This window comes from Waddliaceae bacterium (genome assembly GCA_018694295.1).
Lineage (GTDB): Bacteria > Chlamydiota > Chlamydiia > Chlamydiales > JABHNK01 > JABHNK01.
This window is the reverse complement of sequence record JABHNK010000010.1, coordinates 24,542-45,464: the sequence shown is the minus strand read 5'-3', so window position 1 is coordinate 45,464 and position 20,923 is coordinate 24,542. Positions and strand designations below refer to the sequence as shown.

General features: G+C 46.0%; 16 protein-coding genes. 9 read left to right on the top strand and 7 right to left on the bottom strand.

Annotated features, from left to right (window positions below; genetic code table 11):
• The first annotated feature begins 48 nt into the window (after window positions 1-48).
• From HN980_01310 to HN980_01300, 3 genes are read left to right on the top strand one after another with little or no spacing between them, the layout of a single operon-like run.
• The gene (locus HN980_01310; protein MBT6928123.1) at window positions 49-891 is read left to right on the top strand and encodes a ParB/RepB/Spo0J family partition protein; all 843 of its coding nucleotides are present in this window, start codon (window positions 49-51) and stop codon (window positions 889-891) included.
• Window positions 892-950: 59 nt separating this feature from the next.
• Window positions 951-1,994, top strand: a complete 1,044-nt coding sequence (locus HN980_01305; protein ID MBT6928122.1) for a mannose-1-phosphate guanylyltransferase/mannose-6-phosphate isomerase — start codon at window positions 951-953, stop codon at window positions 1,992-1,994.
• A 14-nt stretch (window positions 1,995-2,008) separates the two neighbouring features.
• On the top strand, window positions 2,009-3,409 hold the full coding sequence (locus HN980_01300) for a UDP-glucose/GDP-mannose dehydrogenase family protein (GenBank protein ID MBT6928121.1): 1,401 nt from the start codon (window positions 2,009-2,011) through the stop codon (window positions 3,407-3,409).
• 49 nt (window positions 3,410-3,458) lie between these two features.
• Here the strand turns inward: HN980_01300 and HN980_01295 are convergent, their stop codons facing one another.
• Together HN980_01295 and lipA are read right to left on the bottom strand one after the other, a co-directional pair.
• Entirely contained in the window at window positions 3,459-4,442 is a 984-nt protein-coding gene (locus tag HN980_01295) for a HEAT repeat domain-containing protein (protein MBT6928120.1), read from the bottom strand.
• A gap of 10 nt (window positions 4,443-4,452) precedes the next feature.
• A complete protein-coding gene (gene lipA / locus HN980_01290) occupies window positions 4,453-5,337 on the bottom strand; it encodes a lipoyl synthase (protein MBT6928119.1) in 885 nt (294 codons plus the stop codon).
• Between the two features lie 163 nt (window positions 5,338-5,500).
• Between lipA and HN980_01285 the strand changes: the two genes are divergently transcribed.
• Entirely contained in the window at window positions 5,501-5,992 is a 492-nt protein-coding gene (locus HN980_01285; protein ID MBT6928118.1) for a hypothetical protein, read from the top strand.
• Here the strand turns inward: HN980_01285 and secA are convergent.
• The gene (gene secA / locus HN980_01280; protein MBT6928117.1) at window positions 5,983-9,021 is read right to left on the bottom strand and encodes a preprotein translocase subunit SecA; all 3,039 of its coding nucleotides are present in this window, start codon (window positions 9,019-9,021) and stop codon (window positions 5,983-5,985) included. The two genes, HN980_01285 and secA, sit on opposite strands and share 10 nt — an antisense overlap.
• A gap of 102 nt (window positions 9,022-9,123) precedes the next feature.
• Here secA and HN980_01275 point away from each other — a divergent pair, with 102 nt between their 5' ends.
• Window positions 9,124-10,212 (top strand): hypothetical protein, encoded by a 1,089-nt coding sequence (locus tag HN980_01275; protein MBT6928116.1) that lies wholly within the window; start codon window positions 9,124-9,126, stop codon window positions 10,210-10,212.
• Here HN980_01275 and HN980_01270 read toward each other — a convergent pair.
• The gene (locus HN980_01270; GenBank protein MBT6928115.1) at window positions 10,189-11,829 is read right to left on the bottom strand and encodes a TrkH family potassium uptake protein; all 1,641 of its coding nucleotides are present in this window, start codon (window positions 11,827-11,829) and stop codon (window positions 10,189-10,191) included. The genes HN980_01275 and HN980_01270 overlap by 24 nt on opposite strands.
• A 3-nt stretch (window positions 11,830-11,832) precedes the next feature.
• Window positions 11,833-13,206, bottom strand: coding sequence for a Trk system potassium transporter TrkA (trkA, locus tag HN980_01265; protein MBT6928114.1), 1,374 nt, complete (start codon window positions 13,204-13,206; stop codon window positions 11,833-11,835).
• A gap of 150 nt (window positions 13,207-13,356) precedes the next feature.
• Here trkA and nagZ point away from each other — a divergent pair, with 150 nt between their 5' ends.
• A complete protein-coding gene (gene nagZ, locus HN980_01260) occupies window positions 13,357-14,478 on the top strand; it encodes a beta-N-acetylhexosaminidase (GenBank protein ID MBT6928113.1) in 1,122 nt (373 codons plus the stop codon).
• On the opposite strand, the gene HN980_01255 is transcribed toward nagZ, so the two are convergent.
• Entirely contained in the window at window positions 14,475-15,716 is a 1,242-nt protein-coding gene (locus HN980_01255; protein ID MBT6928112.1) for a DUF1343 domain-containing protein, read from the bottom strand. The genes nagZ and HN980_01255 overlap by 4 nt on opposite strands.
• Window positions 15,717-15,953: 237 nt before the next feature.
• On the opposite strand from HN980_01255, the gene HN980_01250 reads away from it, so the two are divergent.
• On the top strand, window positions 15,954-18,110 hold the full coding sequence (locus HN980_01250) for a UvrD-helicase domain-containing protein (GenBank protein ID MBT6928111.1): 2,157 nt from the start codon (window positions 15,954-15,956) through the stop codon (window positions 18,108-18,110).
• On the opposite strand, the gene pgeF is transcribed toward HN980_01250, so the two are convergent.
• Window positions 18,107-18,853: a peptidoglycan editing factor PgeF gene (gene pgeF / locus HN980_01245; GenBank protein MBT6928110.1), complete on the bottom strand. Its 747-nt coding sequence runs from the start codon at window positions 18,851-18,853 to the stop codon at window positions 18,107-18,109. The two genes, HN980_01250 and pgeF, sit on opposite strands and share 4 nt — an antisense overlap.
• Window positions 18,854-19,341: 488 nt before the next feature.
• On the opposite strand from pgeF, the gene HN980_01240 reads away from it, so the two are divergent.
• Window positions 19,342-20,472, top strand: a complete 1,131-nt coding sequence (locus HN980_01240) for an FtsW/RodA/SpoVE family cell cycle protein (GenBank protein ID MBT6928109.1) — start codon at window positions 19,342-19,344, stop codon at window positions 20,470-20,472.
• A complete protein-coding gene (locus HN980_01235) occupies window positions 20,469-20,921 on the top strand; it encodes a hypothetical protein (protein MBT6928108.1) in 453 nt (150 codons plus the stop codon). Before HN980_01240 ends, HN980_01235 begins: the two co-directional genes overlap by 4 nt.
• Window positions 20,922-20,923: the final 2 nt, after the last annotated feature.

The window sequence follows — 20,923 nt, the reverse complement described above, 5'->3', positions numbered from 1 at the left end:
TTAGCGAAGGCGTATATTATCAAAGAATATTAACAAAAGCAAGATATAATGACGACATATTGCGATAACGATGCCAAGACGGGCGTTTATGATGAAGGCTCTGATGAAAAGATAGCGGAATATTGCGATGTTGAGATTGCAAAGATCCTTGTAAACCCATATCAGCCACGCCATGACAGCAATGACGATATAACATCACTTGTGGAGTCGATAAAAAGTATAGGGGTGATACAGCCGCCAGCGGTGAGGCGTATTGCTGGTACCGACACCTATGAACTTGTTGCTGGAGAGCGACGACTTCGTGCTGCAAAGATGGCGGGACATATGGTGATACCAGTAATCGTCCATAAATGGGAAGACATACAGTCTGCACAGGCGGCGCTTATTGAGAATATACAGAGAGTAGACCTCAACCCCATCGAAGTTGCGAGCGCATTACAAAACCTCATTGAAGAGTTTGATTTTAGCCAAGAAGAAATAGCCGGACGCATAGGGAAGAAGCGCTCGACGGTATCGAACTATCTTCGTCTTTTAAAGCTTTCGAAGGAAATACAGGACAGCTTAGCAAGGCGAGAAATAACAATGGGTCATGCCAAGGCGATACTATTCCTTGAAAGCGCCGTATTGCGACGGAAGCTCCATGAAAGCATTGTAAAACAAGGGCTTACGGTGCGGCAGACGGAGGTCCTAGCAGCGAAGATGGCAGAAGGGACAACACAGCAGAAGAAAAAACCATCAAGCGACCAATATATCGAAGACCTTGAAAACAGGCTTTGTCATGCTCTCGGAACGAAGGTTTCCATTAAAGACAAAAGTGGCGTTGGCGCGATAACAATAGATTACTATAACCTTGACGATCTTGATAGGCTTCTGGATATATTTGAGGTGTGATGAAAATCTTTGATGGTGTATATTAGAAGGCGTTCGCGATAAATAATTGAGGGGTAACAATGAAAACTATAATACTTGCAGGGGGTTGTGGCACGAGACTATGGCCGTTATCACGGAAAAGCCACCCAAAACAATTCTTACATATAGATGGACAGCCATCATTGTTCCAGAAAACGATACAGCGGCAGCTTAAGGTCTGTGATGCCGAAAGTATCTTTGTTGTTACCAATTCCGATTATAGAGATATCATTGTTGAGCAGATGCGTGACATCGCCGATATCCCTAATGAAAACGTTATCGTCGAGCCTATTATGCGCAACACCGCCCCCGCTATAGCCCTAGCGACGAAATATGTCGTTGAGCGCGGAAACTGCAACGACGACGAACCTGTTGTTGTTGTAACGTCAGATCATCATATAGAACCAGAAGACAGGTTTGCTGAAGCAGTAATCCGTGCGGGCAGCTTCGCAGAAAAAGGCCATATCGTCATCTTCGGAATACAGCCAACGCATCCAGAGACGGGATATGGATATATTAAAGAAGGCGACGCTGTCGACGACAGCGTATATGTCGTCGATGCTTTCGTAGAGAAACCCGACAGCGCCACTGCAGAGAAATACCTCTCCGAAGGATGCTATCTTTGGAATTCCGGGATGTTTATCTTCACGCCAGCGACGATGCTTGCAGAGATGAAAAAACATTGTAATGAGATATATGAACGTAGCCAGAAGACATATGATGAGATGTATAGCGACTTCCCTACTATGCCAAAGATCTCTATAGACTATGCTGTTATGGAAAAAGCCCAGAATGTATTAGTTCTTCCACTCGATATTACATGGTCGGATATAGGGTCGTATGACAGCTATTACGAGTTTAAAGATAAAGATGATAATGGCAACGTCGCCATCGGAGATGTTATCGCATGCGACACTAAAAACAGCCTTATAATAGGAAGTAAGAGGACAATAGCGACGATAGGACTTGATAATATAATAATAGTTGAGACCGATGATGCCCTCCTCATAGCACAAAGAGGGCATTCACAAAAAGTTAAAGATGTTGTAGAACGGCTGCAAAAGGCAGATAGCAATAAATTGTAAAAGGAGAAAGAATGATGAAATTATTGATAGTTGGAACAGGATATGTCGGACTCGTAACAGGGACATGCTTTGCAGAGATGGGACACCATGTTATATGCCTCGACAATAATGAAAAGAAAATAGAAGACCTCCTTAATGGTATAATACCGATATATGAGCCAGGACTCGAAGAGCGCGTCAAGCGCAATGTAGAGAGCGGAAGGCTAAGCTTTACAACGAGCTATGAAGAGGCCGTGCCACAGTCTTTGGTGTGTTTCCTCGCAGTGCCAACACCACAAGACGAAGACGGCTCGGCAGACCTTAAGTACGTCAAACAGGCATCAAAGCAGGTCGCCGAAAACATTGCTGACTATACTGTCATCGTCAATAAGTCTACTGTTCCTGTAGGCACTGGCGCCGCAGTGAAAAACGTCGTTGCCGAAGAGCTGAGCCGCCGCGGTGTCGACATTGAATTCGACATCGTATCAAACCCAGAGTTCCTAAAAGAAGGGAATGCCGTCGCGGACTTTATGAAGCCCGACAGGGTCGTTATTGGCGTCGACAATGTTCGTGTTGCTGCTCTTATGAAAGAGCTGTATTCACCGTTTATGCTAAGCCATGACAGATTGGTTATAATGGATATAGTTTCTGCAGAGATGACGAAATACGCCTCTAATTCCATGCTGGCGACAAGGGTTTCGTTTATGAATGAGATTTCAGGGCTGTGTGAGCTCGTTGGCGCTGACGTTAACAACGTACGTCGTGGCATGGGCGGAGATCAACGCATAGGGCCGTATTTTCTATACCCGGGGATAGGATATGGTGGATCATGCTTTCCTAAAGACATCAGGGCGCTACGTGCCACATCAAAAGAACATGGTCACGACACGCATATCCTCGATGCCGTTGATAATGTCAATGAGAAACAAAAAAGCGTCCTTGTTAAAAAGATGAAAAACTATTTTTCTGATAAAAATGGACTCGAAGGCAAGACGATAGCAATCTGGGGCTTGGCATTTAAGCCAGACACCGATGATATCAGAGAAGCTCCAGCATTGACGATTATCAGGCAGCTACGCGATGCCGGCGCACACGTGCGCCTTTTCGACCCCGTTGCTATGGAGAATGTTAAGAAGCACCTCGACGACCATACTAACATAACATGGTGCGAAAATGAGCTGGAAGCCGCTACAGGTGCCGATGCTATTGCTCTAGTGACAGAGTGGAAGCAGTTCAGATTTTTAGACTTCAAAGAGGTCCGAGATGTTATGAAGGGCAACGCCTTCTTCGACGGACGCAATCAGCACAGCCCTGAAGACCTTGCGGATAAAGGCTTCGACTGCTTCAGCATAGGAAGAGCACCGGTATTTTCTGAGAAGACAGACGCTGCATATTCCAAAGAAGAAACTGCAGAATATCCCGGAGCTAGCGTATAAAAAATTGTTGTAGGCGTCCTATACGCAGCAATTTTTATGTATAGCGGCTTTACTTTTGCCAACGTCGGCATATCATAGACATGTCATGGCGTAGAGGCTCTAAAACTTTCGTGGACATATCGATGAACTCTTGGCGACATTTTTTGTCGTCGAGAGATTCACATGTCAGGACGAGGTACATCGCAAGCATAGGATGTTTTTCTATGTCGATATTTTTTAGCATCTCAAAACATACCTTTGACACCTCAGAATCATCTTTAAAATAGGTCAAAGCCATGGCAGCGCGTTCATTGTCGCTAGATATTGGCATAGCCTTTACAGCGTTGAGGAGAAACTCTTTCGCTGGAACGCCGATATTTTCTAGCGCTGTGAGAACAGCGTCTTCTATAAAGAAATTCACTTTGCTCAAAGCTTCGAACAGAGGGATTATAGCTTTTTCGTCACCGATCTTCCCAAGACATTGTGCTGCTAATGCTGGCGCTAAGCCATATCCTGGAAAAAGAGGGCTGTAAAATTCATCGGCGCATAATAGATCGATTAGAGGGGATACTATACCAGAACCTTCTGCAATGACAGCCTCGGTTTCTTTTATCGCGTCTTCTTCCTCGGAAAGGATCATATCGGCGATAAGCCTAGGGCATGGTGTCGAATGGTTTTTACCTTCATAGAGTTCACGAAGTTTGGAGTAGACGCTTTTGGCGCGGGAGATTTCTTCGGCTTCGACGCCAAGAAGGACGAGGGCTGCAAGGTCTTTGTCGATGTCTTTCTCTATGATGGCGAGCTCTTCGATGCGTGACACCTCGAATTCATTATACACCCCTTTACCACCACGACGATAATAGTCGAGCATGAAGTCAAATTTCCCACCGAAATGTGCGTCGCGGTGCATAAGAATTTCATGGTCGAGGATATCGATAACAGGAAGGTCTTCAGATATAGCATCGTCGGAGTCGATGGCGGCGTCATGGTTTTTTGACATCTCACGAGAAACATCGTCGAGGATGTCTTTGAAGGGTGTTTTTTCGTTTTTCATAGTGATAACCTTATTGTTTTTTTATAAAATTTTTCGCGTGATAACTCGACCTTACAAAAGGGCCGCAGAACATATGTTTCACGCCAAGATCTTTACCATAACATTCATATAAACTGAACTGTTCTGGCGTAACAAATTCAACGACGGGTACTGCCTTATCGCTAGGCTGTAGATATTGGCCGATAGTGACTATATCGCAGCCGACATCGTGAAGGTCGCGGATAGTTTTTTCTATGTCGTCGGCACTCTCGCCAAAGCCTACCATCATACCGGATTTTAACGTCGTTGTTGGCGACATTTTCTTTACATAACGCAAGACATCTAGAGACCGCGAGTATGAAGCATTATGGCGGATTTTAGAAGTAAGTGCCTCGACAGTCTCGATGTTGTGGTTGAAGACGTCAGGATCAGCAGCGATGACGATATCGAGAGCGTCGGTGTTGTAACAAAAGTCTGACGTTAATACTTCAATGGTGGTTTTTGGGTTGCGGAGACGAATGGCACTGATGATATCGGCGAGGTGTCTGGCACCGCCGTCATCGAGGTCGTCGCGCGTTACCATGGTGATGACGACATGGCGAAGAGAAAGGTCATAAATAGCAGAAGCAAGACTTTTCGGCTCGCAAGGGTCTAAAGGCAGAGGCTTTGTAGAAAAACCGACGTCACAGAAAGAGCAGCAGCGCGTACATTCCTTGCCCATAGCGATAAAAGTCGCTGTCTTTAGAGAGAAACACTCAAGGCGATTTGGACACTGTGCTTCTTCGCAAACAGTATTAAGACGATGCTTTTCTAAGACGGAACGCGTTGACGAAATAGCACCGCACGAAGGAAGAGGGCGCCGTAGCCATGGAGGAAGAGTGTGATGGCGAGGCGCTGTGTCTGTTTTATTTTTCATATAACGCTTTAGCAGTTAGAATGTTATTGTTTTAATGAGAAGTATAGAATAGAGCAATAATTAATTGCTAGCAGCTCTTTTGACAAACAAAAAATTCCTTGCAAGAAAAACCTTTATAAAGATAGTGTAGGAATAGAAAGTATACTAAATCAGAGGCGATATTATGGAGACGATGGTAAAGAAAAAACTGTGTTGGAATTGTGAAGGTGAAGTTCATGAACATGCAACGCGTTGTGCATATTGTGGCGCTGAGCTTTCTGCGACTTCTGACGAAGAAGGTCAGCAGCCGAGCCCTCCATATGATATATCTGGTCATGATGAAGAATATACCAAAATCCCTGACCCTCCTTATATGGCGGCGAAGGAAAATAGCGACATCGAAGAAAAAGTCACCGATGTCGAGTGGGACAATGCTATTGAAGAAGCCCACGAGAAACAAGACGTCGAAGGTGCCAAAAAAGATAGTATCGTACCGCTGTTAGCGCTTTCATTGGGAAGCACGCTTTTTATCTTTGGAATGGCGCTGCTATTCTTCTCCGACAACGGTTTTTTCACTTTACAGTGGAATGCATCGCGATGGCCGGTATACATTATCTTGGGGATTCCAAGCCTTATATTCGGATGGCGTAAGCTAAAAACTCTCGATCACTCCTGACCTTTTGTTATTCCGCAGCATCGTTTATATTTTTTTCCGCTGCCACATGGACATGTGTCGTTACGATGAACTTTAGGGTCTTCATGGTGGATGGGAGCAGCTTTTTCAGGCTTTCGCTGTTGTTGTCCGTTGTCGCTTATCTCGTCGAAGAGAGAGCGCGATGTTTCGAGGTTCATCTTTGCTGCCTGTTGCTCGAAGAGTCCTTCGTATTGTGGGGCGATCTTGAATTTGAAGATGTCGGCGGCAATGTCTGTCTGTAGGTCGTTACTCAGTCTATGGAACAAGCTGAAAGCTTCGTGTTTGAACTCGATGAGAGGGTCTTTCTGTGCTATAGCGTGAAGATGTACCTCGGAGCGTAGGTAGTCCATAGTAAGCAGATGCTCTTGCCAGCGCTCGTCGATCTTCCTGATCATAAGCTGCCGCATAGCATCGGAGGCGTAATCCTGAGTGTCGGTATTGGCGTCGTGGCCGAAGATGAAGGCGACTTTCTGGTTTTCGTAGGAACGCTTTTTGTCGAGGGCTTCAATGAGGACGTTGGTGGCTTTGTCTTCGAGGTCTTCGATGGTTAGATTGTCACCATCGAAAAATCCCTCTTCGCACGTAACAGGGAACGAAGATGTAAGCCACTGTCGATATCCTTCGGCGTTCCAGCCACCATCTTGTCGGCGGCTAACGAAATATTCGTCGGCTTTTACGGAACATAGCGAAGCAATAAGGTCTTTTGCTATAGAACATATGTCGTCGCTACGGAGGACTTTATTCCTGAAAGCATATATCTCATGACGCTGTTTGTTCATGACATCGTCATATTGGAGGGTATGCTTCCTTATCATATAGTTTCTTTGCTCGACGCGTTTCTGCGCCGTCTCTATCGCCCTGTCGAGGATGCCGGCAGAGATAGGCTCTCCTTCAGGAGGACGGAAACGCTGGAGTAGCCCCGTTATCTTCGGCGAAGCAAACAGACGCATAAGGGTGTCTTCGAAAGATACGAAGAACTTCGAAGTCCCAGGGTCGCCCATGCGAGCACAGCGGCCGCGGAGCTGTCTATCGATACGACGCGATTGGTGACGTGTCGTCCCTAAAACATGAAGACCTCCGATGTCGACGACGTTGCCTTGTAGTTTTATGTCGGTACCTCGTCCTGCCATGTTGGTAGAGATCGTTATAGCGCCAGGAGCACCGGCATTGGCGATGATAATAGCTTCGCCGTCATTGTGCTTGGCGTTGAGGATAGTATGGGGTAAGCCGTTTTGCTTGAAGATGCGCGAAAGCTTCTCGGAGATGTCGACGGACTCCGTACCGATAAGGATAGGACGCCCTTCACCATGGATCTCACGGACAGACTTGAGGATGGCGTTATATTTTTCCCTCTCGGACATATATACTTCGTCGTTGACGTCTTTGCGTATACACTTTTTGTGCGTGGGGATCTGCATAACGTCGAGGTTGTAAGTCTCACGGAATTCATTGGCTTCGGTGATAGCAGTACCAGACATTCCCGATATTCTTTCGTACATACGGAAGAAGTTCTGTAGCGTAACGGTGGCATAGGTCTGTGTCTCTTTCTGGACGACGACGCTTTCCTTTGCTTCGATGGCTTGGTGGAGGCCGTCGGAGAAGCGACGCCCAGGCTGTGGACGCCCAGTGTTTTCGTCGATGATGACGATCTTGTTATCTTGGATGATATAGTCGATATCGTTTTCCATAAGAAGATGAGCACGGAGAAGCTGGCGGATGTTGTGCGAGCGTTCTTTACCGAAGCTGTCGGACTCATGGACTTCTGCTTTCTTCTGTATCTTCTCTTCGTCAGAAAGTGTTGTATCATTATCGATATCGATGTATGCGCTGCTGACGTCGAGCATAGTAAAAGGGTCGCCGCCATTGTCGTCGGAACTCATCTGTTCCCAGGTGGCGATGCCTTTGTCGGTGAGCTCGTATTCACTGCTTCTCTCGTCGATGAGGATATACAGCTCGGAGAGGGCTTTTTGTTTGTCTTTTTTGTTCTGGTCGGTGTGGTAGAAAAGCTCCCATTCGTCGATTAATGCGCGCTTGTCGGGGTCTTCTAAAAGACGCTTTAAGATCCTATTTCGTGGAGTGCCTTTGCTGACAAGCCACAGCTTATGGTATGCCGCGCGCTCTTCTGACTCATTATCTTTGGTGAAAGAGCCGTTTCTGCGAAGCGTTTCCATGCTTTGTATTGTCTTGCTAGCTTCACTGGCGATCCTATTACAAAGATTTCTTTGTAGCTTTACAAGGCCGGAGACGTCGCCTTTGAGGTCGTCGTACATCTGCCTGCTTACGGGGACGGGTCCTGAGATGATAAGAGGCGTACGTGCTTCGTCGATGAGGATAGAGTCGATCTCATCGATTATCACGAAATAATGCTCGCCCTGAACTTGTTGTTCGCTGCTCGACGCCATAGCATTGTCGCGGAGGTAGTCGAAGCCAAACTCCGATGCCGTACCATAGACGATATCACTGTTGTATATATCTTTTCTCTTGCTGTGGTCCATGCTGTTGGTGATGGCAGCGACAGAAAGCCCAAGCCAGCGGAAAACAGTGCCCATCCACTCGCAGTCGCGTGTGGCAAGGTAGTCGTTGACAGTGACAATATGAACAGATTTACCAGTAAGACTATGAAGGTACAGCGGTAGCGTTGCAGTAAGAGTTTTACCTTCGCCGGTCTGCATCTCTGCGATAGACTGGTTGTGCATGGCGATGGCTCCGACAAGCTGGACATCATAGGGTATCATGTCCCACTTCTGGTCGTAGCCGGAGATGTGGATGTCGGTGCCGATAAGACGACGACATGCGTTTTTTACTACAGCAAAAGCCTCGGGAAGGAGGTCGTCGACAGTAGCTCCTTCGCGGAAACGCTGACGGAACTCTTCTGTCTTGTTCTTAAGTTCTTCATCGGAGAGCTTTTGGTAGCCCTCTTCGATGATGTTTATCTGCTGTACCGTCTTACGATATCGTTTGATAGTACGCTCTTGGGCGCTTCCGAAGATTTTCTTTATTATTCCGAGCATAGACTAAACCTGTTAGGATAAAAATTTTATGTTAAAAAAAGACTTTGTAATGTATAGTAGCATACAATATCGGCAGATATTTTTCAAGAAGAGGAAATAATTATGGGACGTGGAAAACTAAAAAACGAATTCAGCTGGTCATTTTCGCGGAATAACGCCTTCGAAGAGTGCGAAAAAAAATATTGGTATACATACTACGGTTCCTGGGAAGGATGGGTTATGTACCAAAAAAATGGTGCTATGAAGGCCGACTCACTGGCGGGATACCTATATGCCATGAAGAACATGAAAAATATGCCGATGTTCGTCGGAACCGTCGTCCATGGCACCATAGAATATGCCTTAAAAGAATACCGCGCGAACAATACACTCGTAACACTAGAAGCTATGATAGAAAAAGGTGAGGAAGAACTCGTCCGTGGAATCGAAGAGGCGAAGAATGAGAAGTGGAGAGAATCGCCAAAAAAATATAACAGCCTGTTAGAAGTATATTATGCTGATAGAGATGACGTCGTCGAGATAACAGAAGACACAATGAAAACGGCTATTGATAAGATGAAGCGTTGCATAACGCATTGGTATAACTCGCCGATAACACAGAAAATGATAATGAGCCCACGAAGTACATTCTTGGGCATCGAAGACCTTGACAGTTTCATCATCGACGACGTCTATAAAGTGTGGGTCGTCATCGACTGTGCGCTACGATGGCAGCGCGAAGGAAAAAACGATACTATCGTCCTCTTCGACTGGAAGACCGGCAGGCACAATGAAAAAGATATAAACCAGCTGTATTCTTATGCGCTCTTCGCAGAAAAATCCTGGGGGATAGAAGCTGATAGAGTTGTCCTCGTGCCTTACTATCTCGACAGCGATAACTACGATAAAACTGGCGCTGGGCAAGATAAAGAGCTGTCGCAGGAAAAGATTGATAGCGTAGAAAAATTCATCACAATGAGCAGCGCGATGATGGAGAAAAAACTTCACGATACCGGCGAAGGTCGCGAAAAAAACCTTAAGAAGAATATCGCCGATGTCATGGATTTCCCATATACCAACGACAGACGATCATGCAGCAGGTGCCAATATCGAGAACTATGCGAAGCGACAGAATACGAAGAAATTCCCCACGAAAGAATTCGTGAGGCTGCAGCAAAATTAATTAATCTACTTCCTCCAGAAGCTCGGTAGGAACAGTATCAGCACGGCGAAGAGCTCAAGGCGTCCTAGCACCATCCATATCGAGCCGAGGATCTTGCCGAAAACAGACAGGAAGGCGAACGATTCCGTAGGACCAGCGACGCGGAATGCTATACCGACGTTATTGAGCATACAAGCCACTATAGAAAGCGCCGTTTCGGGGCCTACGCCGTCGATGATGAAGAGAAAAGTTCCAATCGCTGCGAGGAACAGCAGTATTATTAAAAAACTTAACACCGTCATCGCCATGCTGTCGTCGACGGTGGTATTACGGACTTTGAAGGTATGGACGATCTCGGGCTTGAAGATAGATTCCACCTTGCGGTATATGATGTTATTGACCATATAGAAGCGTATTATCTTCATGCCGCCGCTAGTCGACCCCGACATCCCACCGATGAACATAACGATGATCATAAGAGCTTGGCAGTCGAGAGGCCATGTGTTGAAGTTCGCCGTTGCGAAGCCCGTCGACGTCTGTGCCGACAGCAGTTGAAACATGCCATATCGTAGCGATTCCCACCGCCCGAATGCCATCGTCTCGCCAGTGAGAAGCTCTTTCTCCGTGCCCATGAGGTTCGCCATCATAAATATTGCGCCGCCACATATAATGGCGATGAAAAGGTAGAACTCTGGGTCTTTTAGACGGTAAAATTTACCTTTAAGACAGTAGAAATATAAGGCGAAATTTGTGGCGCCGGCGATCATAAAGAATAAAATTATCCATTCCATTGAAGGAGAAGCGAACGACCCTATACTGTCGTTTCTGACGCAGAATCCTCCTGTGGATAGTGTGGAGAACGTTATCGTTATTGCTTCGAAGAACGTTATTGCCTTGTTTGTTATCATGAGAAGCGACGTCTCCATAACAGTAAGACCGAGATATATCTTCCACAGAAGACTCGCTGTCTCTTTTATACGCGGAGTTACGCTCTCAGCAAAAGGCCCTGTAGCTTCTGCATGGAAAAGCACCTTGCCACCGACGCCTAAAGCCGGAAGTATCGCAACGAAAAGGACGACGACACCCATGCCTCCAAGCCACTGCATAAAACTTCTCCAGAAAAGTATGCCTTTGCTGACGGCTTCTATACCTTCTATGGTGACATCACCCTCAGAATCGCGTACAGGGGTTATTGTGCCATAGTAGATATATTCGTTCTCATAGGGTCCAGAGATGTTTTTATGGTATGGTAGTTCATTGCCAGAATCTTCGTGGTATTTCTTGGGAAGCATAAGGCTTGCTCCCGTTGTTGTAAGGCCTGACATCGCCTCGAAGTATGAGTCGACGGGACTCTCGAAGGTTTTAGAGATGTAAAACGGTAGCCCTCCGACGATAGCAGTAATGAACCATATCAACACAACGATGGCGAGGCCTTCACGGCGATGTAGGCGTCCTACAGCGCTGTGGCCTATGAGCCTGAAGATTCCTGCTAGGCCGAGGTCTATTAGGATAGAATATACGAAAGCCATCGTGGTATGCGGCTGTGGATGCGCCTCGGGGGCGACGAAGAATTCGTAGTACGCCGAAACGCCAAGCGCTACGCCGAGAGCAAGGGCGAGATATAGAAGATAGAAACTTAGAACACGGCTTATTTCTTTATACAGCATGACCTAGAAAATCTGTTGTAGTCCTTCGACATGGTTTGGGGAGCTTATTACGATGACAGTATCACCAGGAGATAGTATTTTGTCGCCACTTGCGATTATTATGCGCCCGCGATTTTGTATGACGGCGAAGAGGAAATCTTTTGGGAGGCTGCTAGCAAGCTCCGATATTGGGATGCCGACGATCTGTGAGTCCATAGTAACTTTTATCTCTAGGACTTCAGCAGCGTCGTCGTAAAGAGATACCATCGACGCTACAGACTCCGTCTGTATTATCGTGAAGATCTTGTTGGCAGCGCTTATCCTCGGCGATACAGTATGGATGAGGCCCATACGCTCGACGACGGGCATATGCTCGGCATTGGAAATCGGGACTATGACATTTTTACACCCAACTTCTTTGGCGAGACCACCGGCGAGGATGTTTACTTCGTCTTTATTGGTACAAGCAACGAAAAGGTCGGCATCTTCGACATGCTCGGCACGGAAGAAGCTGTAGTCTGTGGCATCATGGTGGAGTATTGTACAACGCGGAAGCTGTTCGGCGAGAGAACGACAACGTTCGAAGTCTTTCTCGATGATCTTTACCGCGATACCGTTCTTGGTGAGAACCTTAGCAAGGTGAAAAGAGACAAGAGAACCGCCGACAATGATTGCTGACGTCGCGATTTTATTTATTATGCCGAAATATGTATGGACGGCAGCGACAGCGTCGACTTCGCCGATGATGGTAACTTCGTCGCCAGGAAGGATGTGATCGTTGCCATGAGGGAAGATAAGTTCTTTATGAACGCGTTCCTTACCTTTCGTTACAGAAGTCGTTGTCCTCATGATAAGACTGATGACGAGTTTCTTAGGAAGGTCAAGCTCGCATAGCGAAGTATCACCCTTACGCCATGTCATAGGAACTTTTACTGTGCGCATCTGCACAGCGCCGTGTGCGAAGTTCTCGACGGCGACGGTTCCGGACTCTAAAGCATAGTTGAAGATATCATGGGCGACGAGAAGCTCTGGGCAGATGAAATGGTCTACACAGAAAAGCCTTCCGAAGTCAAGGCGCGCCTTGTTGAGGTAGCTGCTCTTCCTTATGCGCGCCACCGTCTTTGGATATCCCAGGTTCTTCGCTATAGAACATGTTATAAGGTTGGTCTCGTCGCTGTCAGTAAGAGCAAAAAGTATGTCGGGAGACATCTCCTTAAGGTCTTCCAATATCTGCCAGTCGGTGCCAGAACCAACGCGTACAGCGACATCGACATTCTGGACGATGTCTTCAAGACAATGAGCGTTGATATCGACGACAGTGATGTTGTTTTCTTTGCGCGAAAGAAAGGTGGCGACATGGCTGCCAACATCTCCAGCGCCTACGATGACAATATTCACGGTATTCCCCAGGTATGGTTTTCTGTATTATATGCTACAATACCTTAGAAGGTAGAGGAGATGTCAAGGTAATTTTTTACAAGCAACTCTTTGAAAAAAAATGAGAAAGCAGTATGGTTTTTGAAATCATCGACACAAGGAGTAAATGACATGAAAAGTTTTATATTTTTATTGAGCGCTATAATGTTTGTTTTGGCAAGCAACAACCTTTTTTGTTCTTATGATTCAACAGCACTACCTCTTAATGAAAAAGTAGGACAAATGCTGATCATGCACTTCAATGGCGAAGAAATCAACGATGACGCACGACGACTTATCGATGAAGTCCACCTCGGCGGTATAATATATTTCACTTGGGCCAACGTCCTTGAGAACAAAGAAAAGGTAAGGCTTCTTAGTGAAGACTTGCGGCGTTACGCCAAAGAGCAAGGGCTTCCGCCGCTGGTGATATGTGCCGATCAGGAAGGTGGACGTGTCGCACGGCTACGCGGAGAATTTAGGAGATTTCCGAGCAATAAAGAAGTAGGGGACACCGGCGACCTCGAATATGGCGAAGAGGTGGCATATTCTTTAGCGAAAGAGATGCATTCTGTCGGCTTTACAATGAATTTCGCTCCCGTCGTCGACGTTAATAATAACCCTCTCAACCCTGTCATTAACGACAGGGCTTTTGGTGACGATCCCGATATCGTAACTGCTTTTGGAGAAAGGTCCATCGCCGGACACCACAAAGCGGGAATGGCAGTGACGCTGAAACATTTCCCCGGCCATGGTGACGTCAGCGTCGACTCCCACAGAGCTATCCCCATCGTTGTAAAGCCAAAAGAAGAACTCGATGCTATGGAACTTTTCCCTTTTAAAAGCCTTATTAACGATACAGATGCTATAATGTCGGCGCATATCCTCATGCCAGCACTCGACAAAGATAATTGTGCGACGCTTTCGAGGAAGATTCTTCGTGGATTGTTGCGCGAAGAGATGGGCTTTGAAGGTGTTGTCGTTAGCGATTCCCTTGTAATGCAAAGCGTCATAGACGAGTGTGATGGTGATATCGCCGAGGTGTCGATACAGGCAATAGCGGCAGGGTGTGACATGCTGTGTCTCGGTGGTAGAGTGTCGATACAAGGAGAAGACAGGGCTAATGAGCTAACCGTCGATGATGTCATAGCGATACAGTCCAAGATTATTGCCGCTGTCGAAGAAGGGCGTATCAGCGAAAACGAGATAGATGCCTCTCTTAAGAGAATACAAGCACTGAAAGAACGATATTAATAGAGAAGATACTGTTTTCTGTGTTCTTTGAAGGCTTCGCGGCGTTCTTTATGGACTTCTTGTAGCTCCCAAGCGATATATTTTTCTGTTGTCATAATGGTATAGATCTCTTCGGTGCCGTTGACTTTACAGAACATTTCTTTACGTTCGGTGGCGGCTTTTATTGCATTCTTAAACTGTTGTGGGTATAGATTTTTGAGCATGCCGATGAGAAGGTATTGCGTTGACACCGGTTTGTATGTAAGAGGGTCGGTGATAACAATATACACCCCTTCACATTCGGCATCTTTGTATTTCGCATAGAAAGGTGTGTAATAGAAAGGCTGAAAATGTACGCCTGGAAATTTCTGCTCATTAAGAGTCTGGGAAAATTGTTTCGCATCGATCCACGGAGCACCGATAAGCTTGAAAGGAAGGGTATAACCCACGCCGATATTTACAATACCAAGCTCTCCAAGGATTCCCGTTGTCGGGTATAAGAAAGGGGTGTCGCTTTCGGGGATGTGCGGGCTCGTAGGTATCCACGTTAACCCGGTGTCTTTAAAAGACATAGAGCGCTCCCAGTCTTTCATGGAAATGACAGTAAGGTCACAACCAACATCGTATTCTTTGTTGAAGAAAAGGGCTAGTTCTCCTATAGTCATTCCGTGACAATAAGGCACATCGACATATCCTACAAAAGAACGCCATTGATCGTCGAGCATAGGCCCGTCGATGGTGATGCCATTGATAGGGTTTGGCCTGTCAGCGACGATGATTTTAACGCCGTATTTCGCAGCTTCTTCCATACAATAGAAGAGTGTAGAGATATATGTATATGATCGTGATCCGATGTCTTGGATGTCATAGATAAGGACGTCGAGGTCTTGGAGCATCTCCTTCGTTGGACGGCGGGTTTTGCCGTAGAGGCTGTAAACTGGAATGTTCGATAGCGTTGTGTCGTCGTTGACGACTTCGGCATAAACGGCGCCTGTTATGCCATGTTCTGGAGAGAACAAGGCGGCGATGTTGAAGTCGAGATCTTCGGAATAACGGTTTAAAAGCTCGAAGGTCGGCACCATGGAACTGTTGATGCTTGTGTGGTTGATGATAATACCTATCTTCTTTCCACGGAGAATCTCGGGGCTTTCTTCGACAAGGACGTCGATGCCGAGAGTTACGGCAGGAGAAAAGTCCGCAGCATATGCCGCGATGGATAGTGTCATACTAAAAAGAAGCGAAAAAAATAAAGCGCGCATGGTTTCTTACCGTTTGTTGTTTTTACAACTGACGTTACGCGTTAATCTTGCTTTAGTGGCGTAGCGAAAGGGGTAAGATGCAAGTATTTCCGACGAGCCAAGCTCATAAAGAGCTGGGTGAGAAGGAATACGTAGCAGATTGCTCCTTGCAGTACGCCAATAAAGTGAGAGTGGCGCGCAATGTTAGTTATAATATATAGATGCCACAAAGTGCAAAAATTATAAAGGTGAAAGTTAGTGATAGAGCTTAATGACGTACAGAAACAAGCAGTAGAACATACAGATGGGCCGGCGCTAGTAATCGCAGGTGCGGGATCGGGGAAGACGCGTGTTGTAACACAGCGCATAGTCAGACTTATAGAAAAAGGCGTCGACGCATCGAATATCCTCGGCGTTACCTTCACAAACAAAGCAGCAGGGGAGATGCGCGAACGTGTCGCTACAGCAACGGCACGGTATGTTCCTATCAGCACCTTTCACAGCCTCGGAGTGAAAATCTTGCGCGAGGCGATAGGACACCTAGGCTATAAAGAAGACTTCACAATATACGACGAAGAAGATGCACGAAAAGTTATAAAAGAGAGCCTCTATGGCCTTGCCGTCAGGGAAAGCTATGCCAAGCCAAAAGTCTTTAAAGGCCTTATCTCACAGGCAAAAAACGCCCTTATTGCCCCCGAAGATATCGATACAACAGACCTTTCGACGCCTTGTGAGCGTCTTTTTCCCGCAGTATATGAGTCGTATCAGAAAAAGCTTAAAGAATACAATGCCCTTGATTTCGATGACCTTCTATACCTCGTTGTAAGGCTTTTTAGGGAGCATCCAGAAGCGCTAGAAGATTTTCAGCGAAGGTGGCAGTATTTTCTCGTTGATGAATACCAAGATACTAACGTCGCACAATACCACATGATAAAAATGTTGGTATCGAAGACTAATAACCTCTTCGTTGTAGGTGACCCCGATCAGTCGATATATTCGTGGCGCGGAGCTACCATCGACAATATAATGAATTTCGAAAAAGACTACCCAGGAGCGGCAATTATAAGCCTCGAACAGAACTACCGTAGCACAAATACTATCCTCGAAGCTGCAAATGCTCTCATAAAAAACAACGACACTAGACGTGAAAAAAAACTGTGGAGCGGACTCGGTGATGGCGAAAAAATACGCTTTTACAATGCTTATAACGACCGCGAAGAGGTGAAGTTCGTTGTAAAGCACGCTTTACAGCACCGAAGTGAGGGTGTTTCTTTTAAAGATATGACGATCTTCTACAGAACGAACTTCCAGTCGCGGATTTTTGAAGACGCACTTCTAAGAGAAAAGATACCATATGTTATAGTTGGTGGAATTTCGTTCTATCAGCGTCGCGAGATAAAAGACATCCTGGCATTTCTGCGCATCGTATATTCTAGTGCCGATTTCGTCTCGTTGGCGCGCACAATAAACCTTCCAAAGAGGGGATTCGGCGATGTCACCATTGCAAAAATACACCTCGCTGCCGACGAGGCAAAGAAGCCTGTCTACGAATATTGTAAAGCCGTTGTTAGTGGCGATGCTTCCGTACCAAAGACAAGGATCACCGCTAAGCAGAAGACTGGCCTTGCCGATTATATCGCTATAATCGAAGGCCTTAGAAAAATAAAAAATACACAGCCGCTATCGGACCTCGTCGCTGCGGCGATAAAAAATACAGGATATATCTCTGTAATAAAAGCAGACAGAGAGACTTTCGACGACAGAAAGCAGAACCTCGAAGAGCTTATCACCAAAGCTCAAGAGTGGGAAGAGTATTCTGAAGATGGAACACTAGGATTGTTCCTCGAGGAACTATCTCTTAAGGCAAGTATCGACGAAACCAATGCCGACACTGACAGACTAAATCTTATGACGATACATAATGGCAAAGGTCTAGAGTTTCCTGTTGTTTTTGTTGTAGGCCTTGAAGAGGGGCTTTTTCCTCATGCCAATGCATTGGGTGATATTTCTGCCGTCGAAGAAGAAAGGCGCCTTTGTTATGTAGGAATAACGCGTGCTCGCAGATTTCTGTACCTTACGGCGGCGCAGAACCGCAACCTTTGGGGCTCTTTTAGAAATATGAGGCAGAGCCGCTTCCTTCAAGAGCTTCCTCCAACGACCTTAGTAAATGCGGCAACGATGAATAAAAAAAGTTTTGACGATGCTACATACGAAGAAGATGATGATTATCGTGAACACGAACGCGTCAGCAAATCTTTCTCTATAGGCGATGCCGTAGAGCATAAAACTTTTGGAAGTGGAATCATTACCGCCTCGTATTATTGTTCGATAGGGCGTATGTATGAAGTATTTTTCGACGAAGAAAAGCGCACCAGAAAGATCGCAGCGAAATATGGGAAGCTAGCTAGAATTTAGTTGATTGCCATAACGGTGCCATTTCTTCCTGTTATGTTGTCGCGACGGAAGGAGAAAAAGTCTTCGATGCCATCATATGTACATATCTTTGCTATTTCGATATGGTCGGCGAGGACGCCTTCGTCAAGAAGCTGTTGTTTTGAGATCTCCCAGAAGTCGAAAAGGTTCTTGCCAGAAGAATACTCCCAGAATTTTTCTGGAAGCTCTTCTTTATAGTTGTCGAACTCTGCATTATTTGGTCCTAAACTAGGAGATATGCCTACGAAGATATCGGCAGGATTGCTGCCATAGCATTTTTTCATGCTGGTGATGACGCTTTTGTAGATGTTCTGCACGCTGCCTTTCCATCCTGAGTGTACCGCGGCGATAGCATTGTTTATAGGGTCATAAAAAAGCGCGGCTTGACAGTCGGCGTGTTTTATCATAAGGGCAAGGCCGTGGGTTTTCGTCATAATAGCATCGGCTACAGGAATATTCTTTGCGTCTTCGACGACAGCAATGTCGATGCCATGGACTTGTTCCGCATAGACGAAAGCTGGAACGCTGAGGGCCTCTTTGACAAGAGCGATGTTCGCATCGACATTATTGTTGTCGTCACCGAGGTCATAGCCGATATTGAGGCTTTCATAGGCGCCGGAGCTTGTACCGCCTCGGCGGGTGAAGACGCCATGGACGATGTTTGGAAACTGCTGAAAAAGCTCAAATTCTAGCCATTCGACGTCATTATATTTCTTTCGTATCATAGTTTCCTCCGAGGATGAAATCCTAAGGTTAAAATATCTATACATAATATGGAAGCGTTTGTAAAATCGTGAGTAAATAAAAGCATTGACCTTACGCGACAACCCTTGTTATGAGGTGTCCCGTAATATCAGTTGCAAAAATAGGCATGGCTAAAAAGTGGGTAACAGATGATGGTACTTGAGAGAATGACGCTTCCTAAAAAGTTCGGAGTTCGGAGTTCGGAATTCGGAGTAGGATTTTTCACCACAGAGGCACAGAGTACACAGAGAAAGAAAACAATCTGGCTGGGGGATTCCCCCCCAGACCCCCAAAGACAAAAAAAAATCCTCGGGGTTCTAGGGGTGAAACCCCTAGCCAGCCCCCTTTCTCTCTGTGTTCTCTGTGTCTCTGTGGTAAAATTCCTGTTCTTCTTCTATCTGCTTTACGCTCTACGCTACTTTTTGTGTCTTTGTGGTAAAAATCTGGGGCATTCATCATGCTAAAAGAAATCTGGAGCTATCGTTATCTTGGGCGTATCGACTTCCGTATACTTCCTATAATAGCGATGTTTATCATGATAAGCCTCGCGGTGATGTCTTCGATGGATGCGCATATGTCTGTGGAACACGACGGTTTTTTCTCTCCTCTTGTTAAGAGTCAGCTTCGTGGCTTCGGTGTAGGGATTTTAGGGTTTATCTTTTTCGCAGGATTCGACTATAACAAGCTGCGCGAGTGGACATGGATTCTTTATTTTATCATGATAATCGTCCTCATAGGAGTTTTCTTTACGGGCTCGATACAGAGCGTACATCGATGGTATCGTATCCCTATTATAAACGTAGCTTTTCAGCCTTCGGAGTACAGCAAACTTTCAGTTGTTATAGCCCTTAGCTGGTTTCTTGAAAGAAGAAGCTCACGAGCTCGAGAGTGGAACACCGCCTTGTTGGCAGGAGTTATCGTGGGGATACCTTTTCTTCTTATCCTCAAACAGCCAGACCTTGGCACTGCGCTGGTTTTGTTGCCGATAGTCCTTGTTATGTTTTATTTCGGAGACATACACCCTTTTGTTACGAGATGTATGGCGGCGGTGATGATAACAGGGGTGGCGATAGTATCGATGTTTTTCCTGGAGATAATATCCCACGAAGAGTTCAGGCCGTATGCTACTAAGGTTATAAAAGAATACCAATATGAGAGGCTCAACCCCGAGACCCACCACCAGTGGGCTTCCGTAACGGCTATAGCAGTAGGGGGAATGACAGGAGAGGGATGGAAAAAAAGCGAGTTCACCGGAGGGGGATGGCTGCCAGCAGCACATACCGATTCTGTGTTCTCGGCCTTCGGAGAAGAGTTTGGGTTCTTAGGGCTACTCTTATTGTTGGTATTGTTCTATTCTCTGATATATTTTAGCTTCAGAGTCTCGGCAGTGGCGAAAGATCCTTTCGGAAGACTCCTCGCCGTAGGTGTTTCGGTATATCTCGCGATACATATAATAATAAACATCGGTATGATGACGGGCTTCCTTCCGATAACGGGGGTGCCATTGCTTCTTGTAACATATGGTGGTTCTTCGATATTATCGACGATGATAGCATTGGGAATATTACAAAGTATATATAGCAGAAGGTTTATGTTTTGAAGAAAAATGATACACACCCTTTTATTTTTGACACGGGAGTATGGCTCGGCGAAGGTGACATTGCCTTTAACATGATGCCCGGAGAGAGCGTTAAATGTTATATGCGGTGGAGCTTCACCGAAGATGGCGATAAAGTAACGTCGATGCAAGAGGTGGAGGTCGCCGGTGGCGGTGATGCCGTTAAAAATGTTATGGTTTTTTCACGAAAAGGCGACCGCTTTGCCGTAGTACTAAAAAACGATGACCTTGGAGAGCTAGAAGGCACTGGAATCGTCGACGAAAAGACTGTGGCATGGGAGTTTAGAAAAAAAACTTCGAAAGTCGAAGGGTATGAAGCATATAAACTACAAGACGATGGAAGCTATATCATGAAAGCGGAATATCGTTCTCCCGACGACGTCACAACGACGATAACAGGGAAGATATGGAAGAAAAGTAACGAGGAATAACG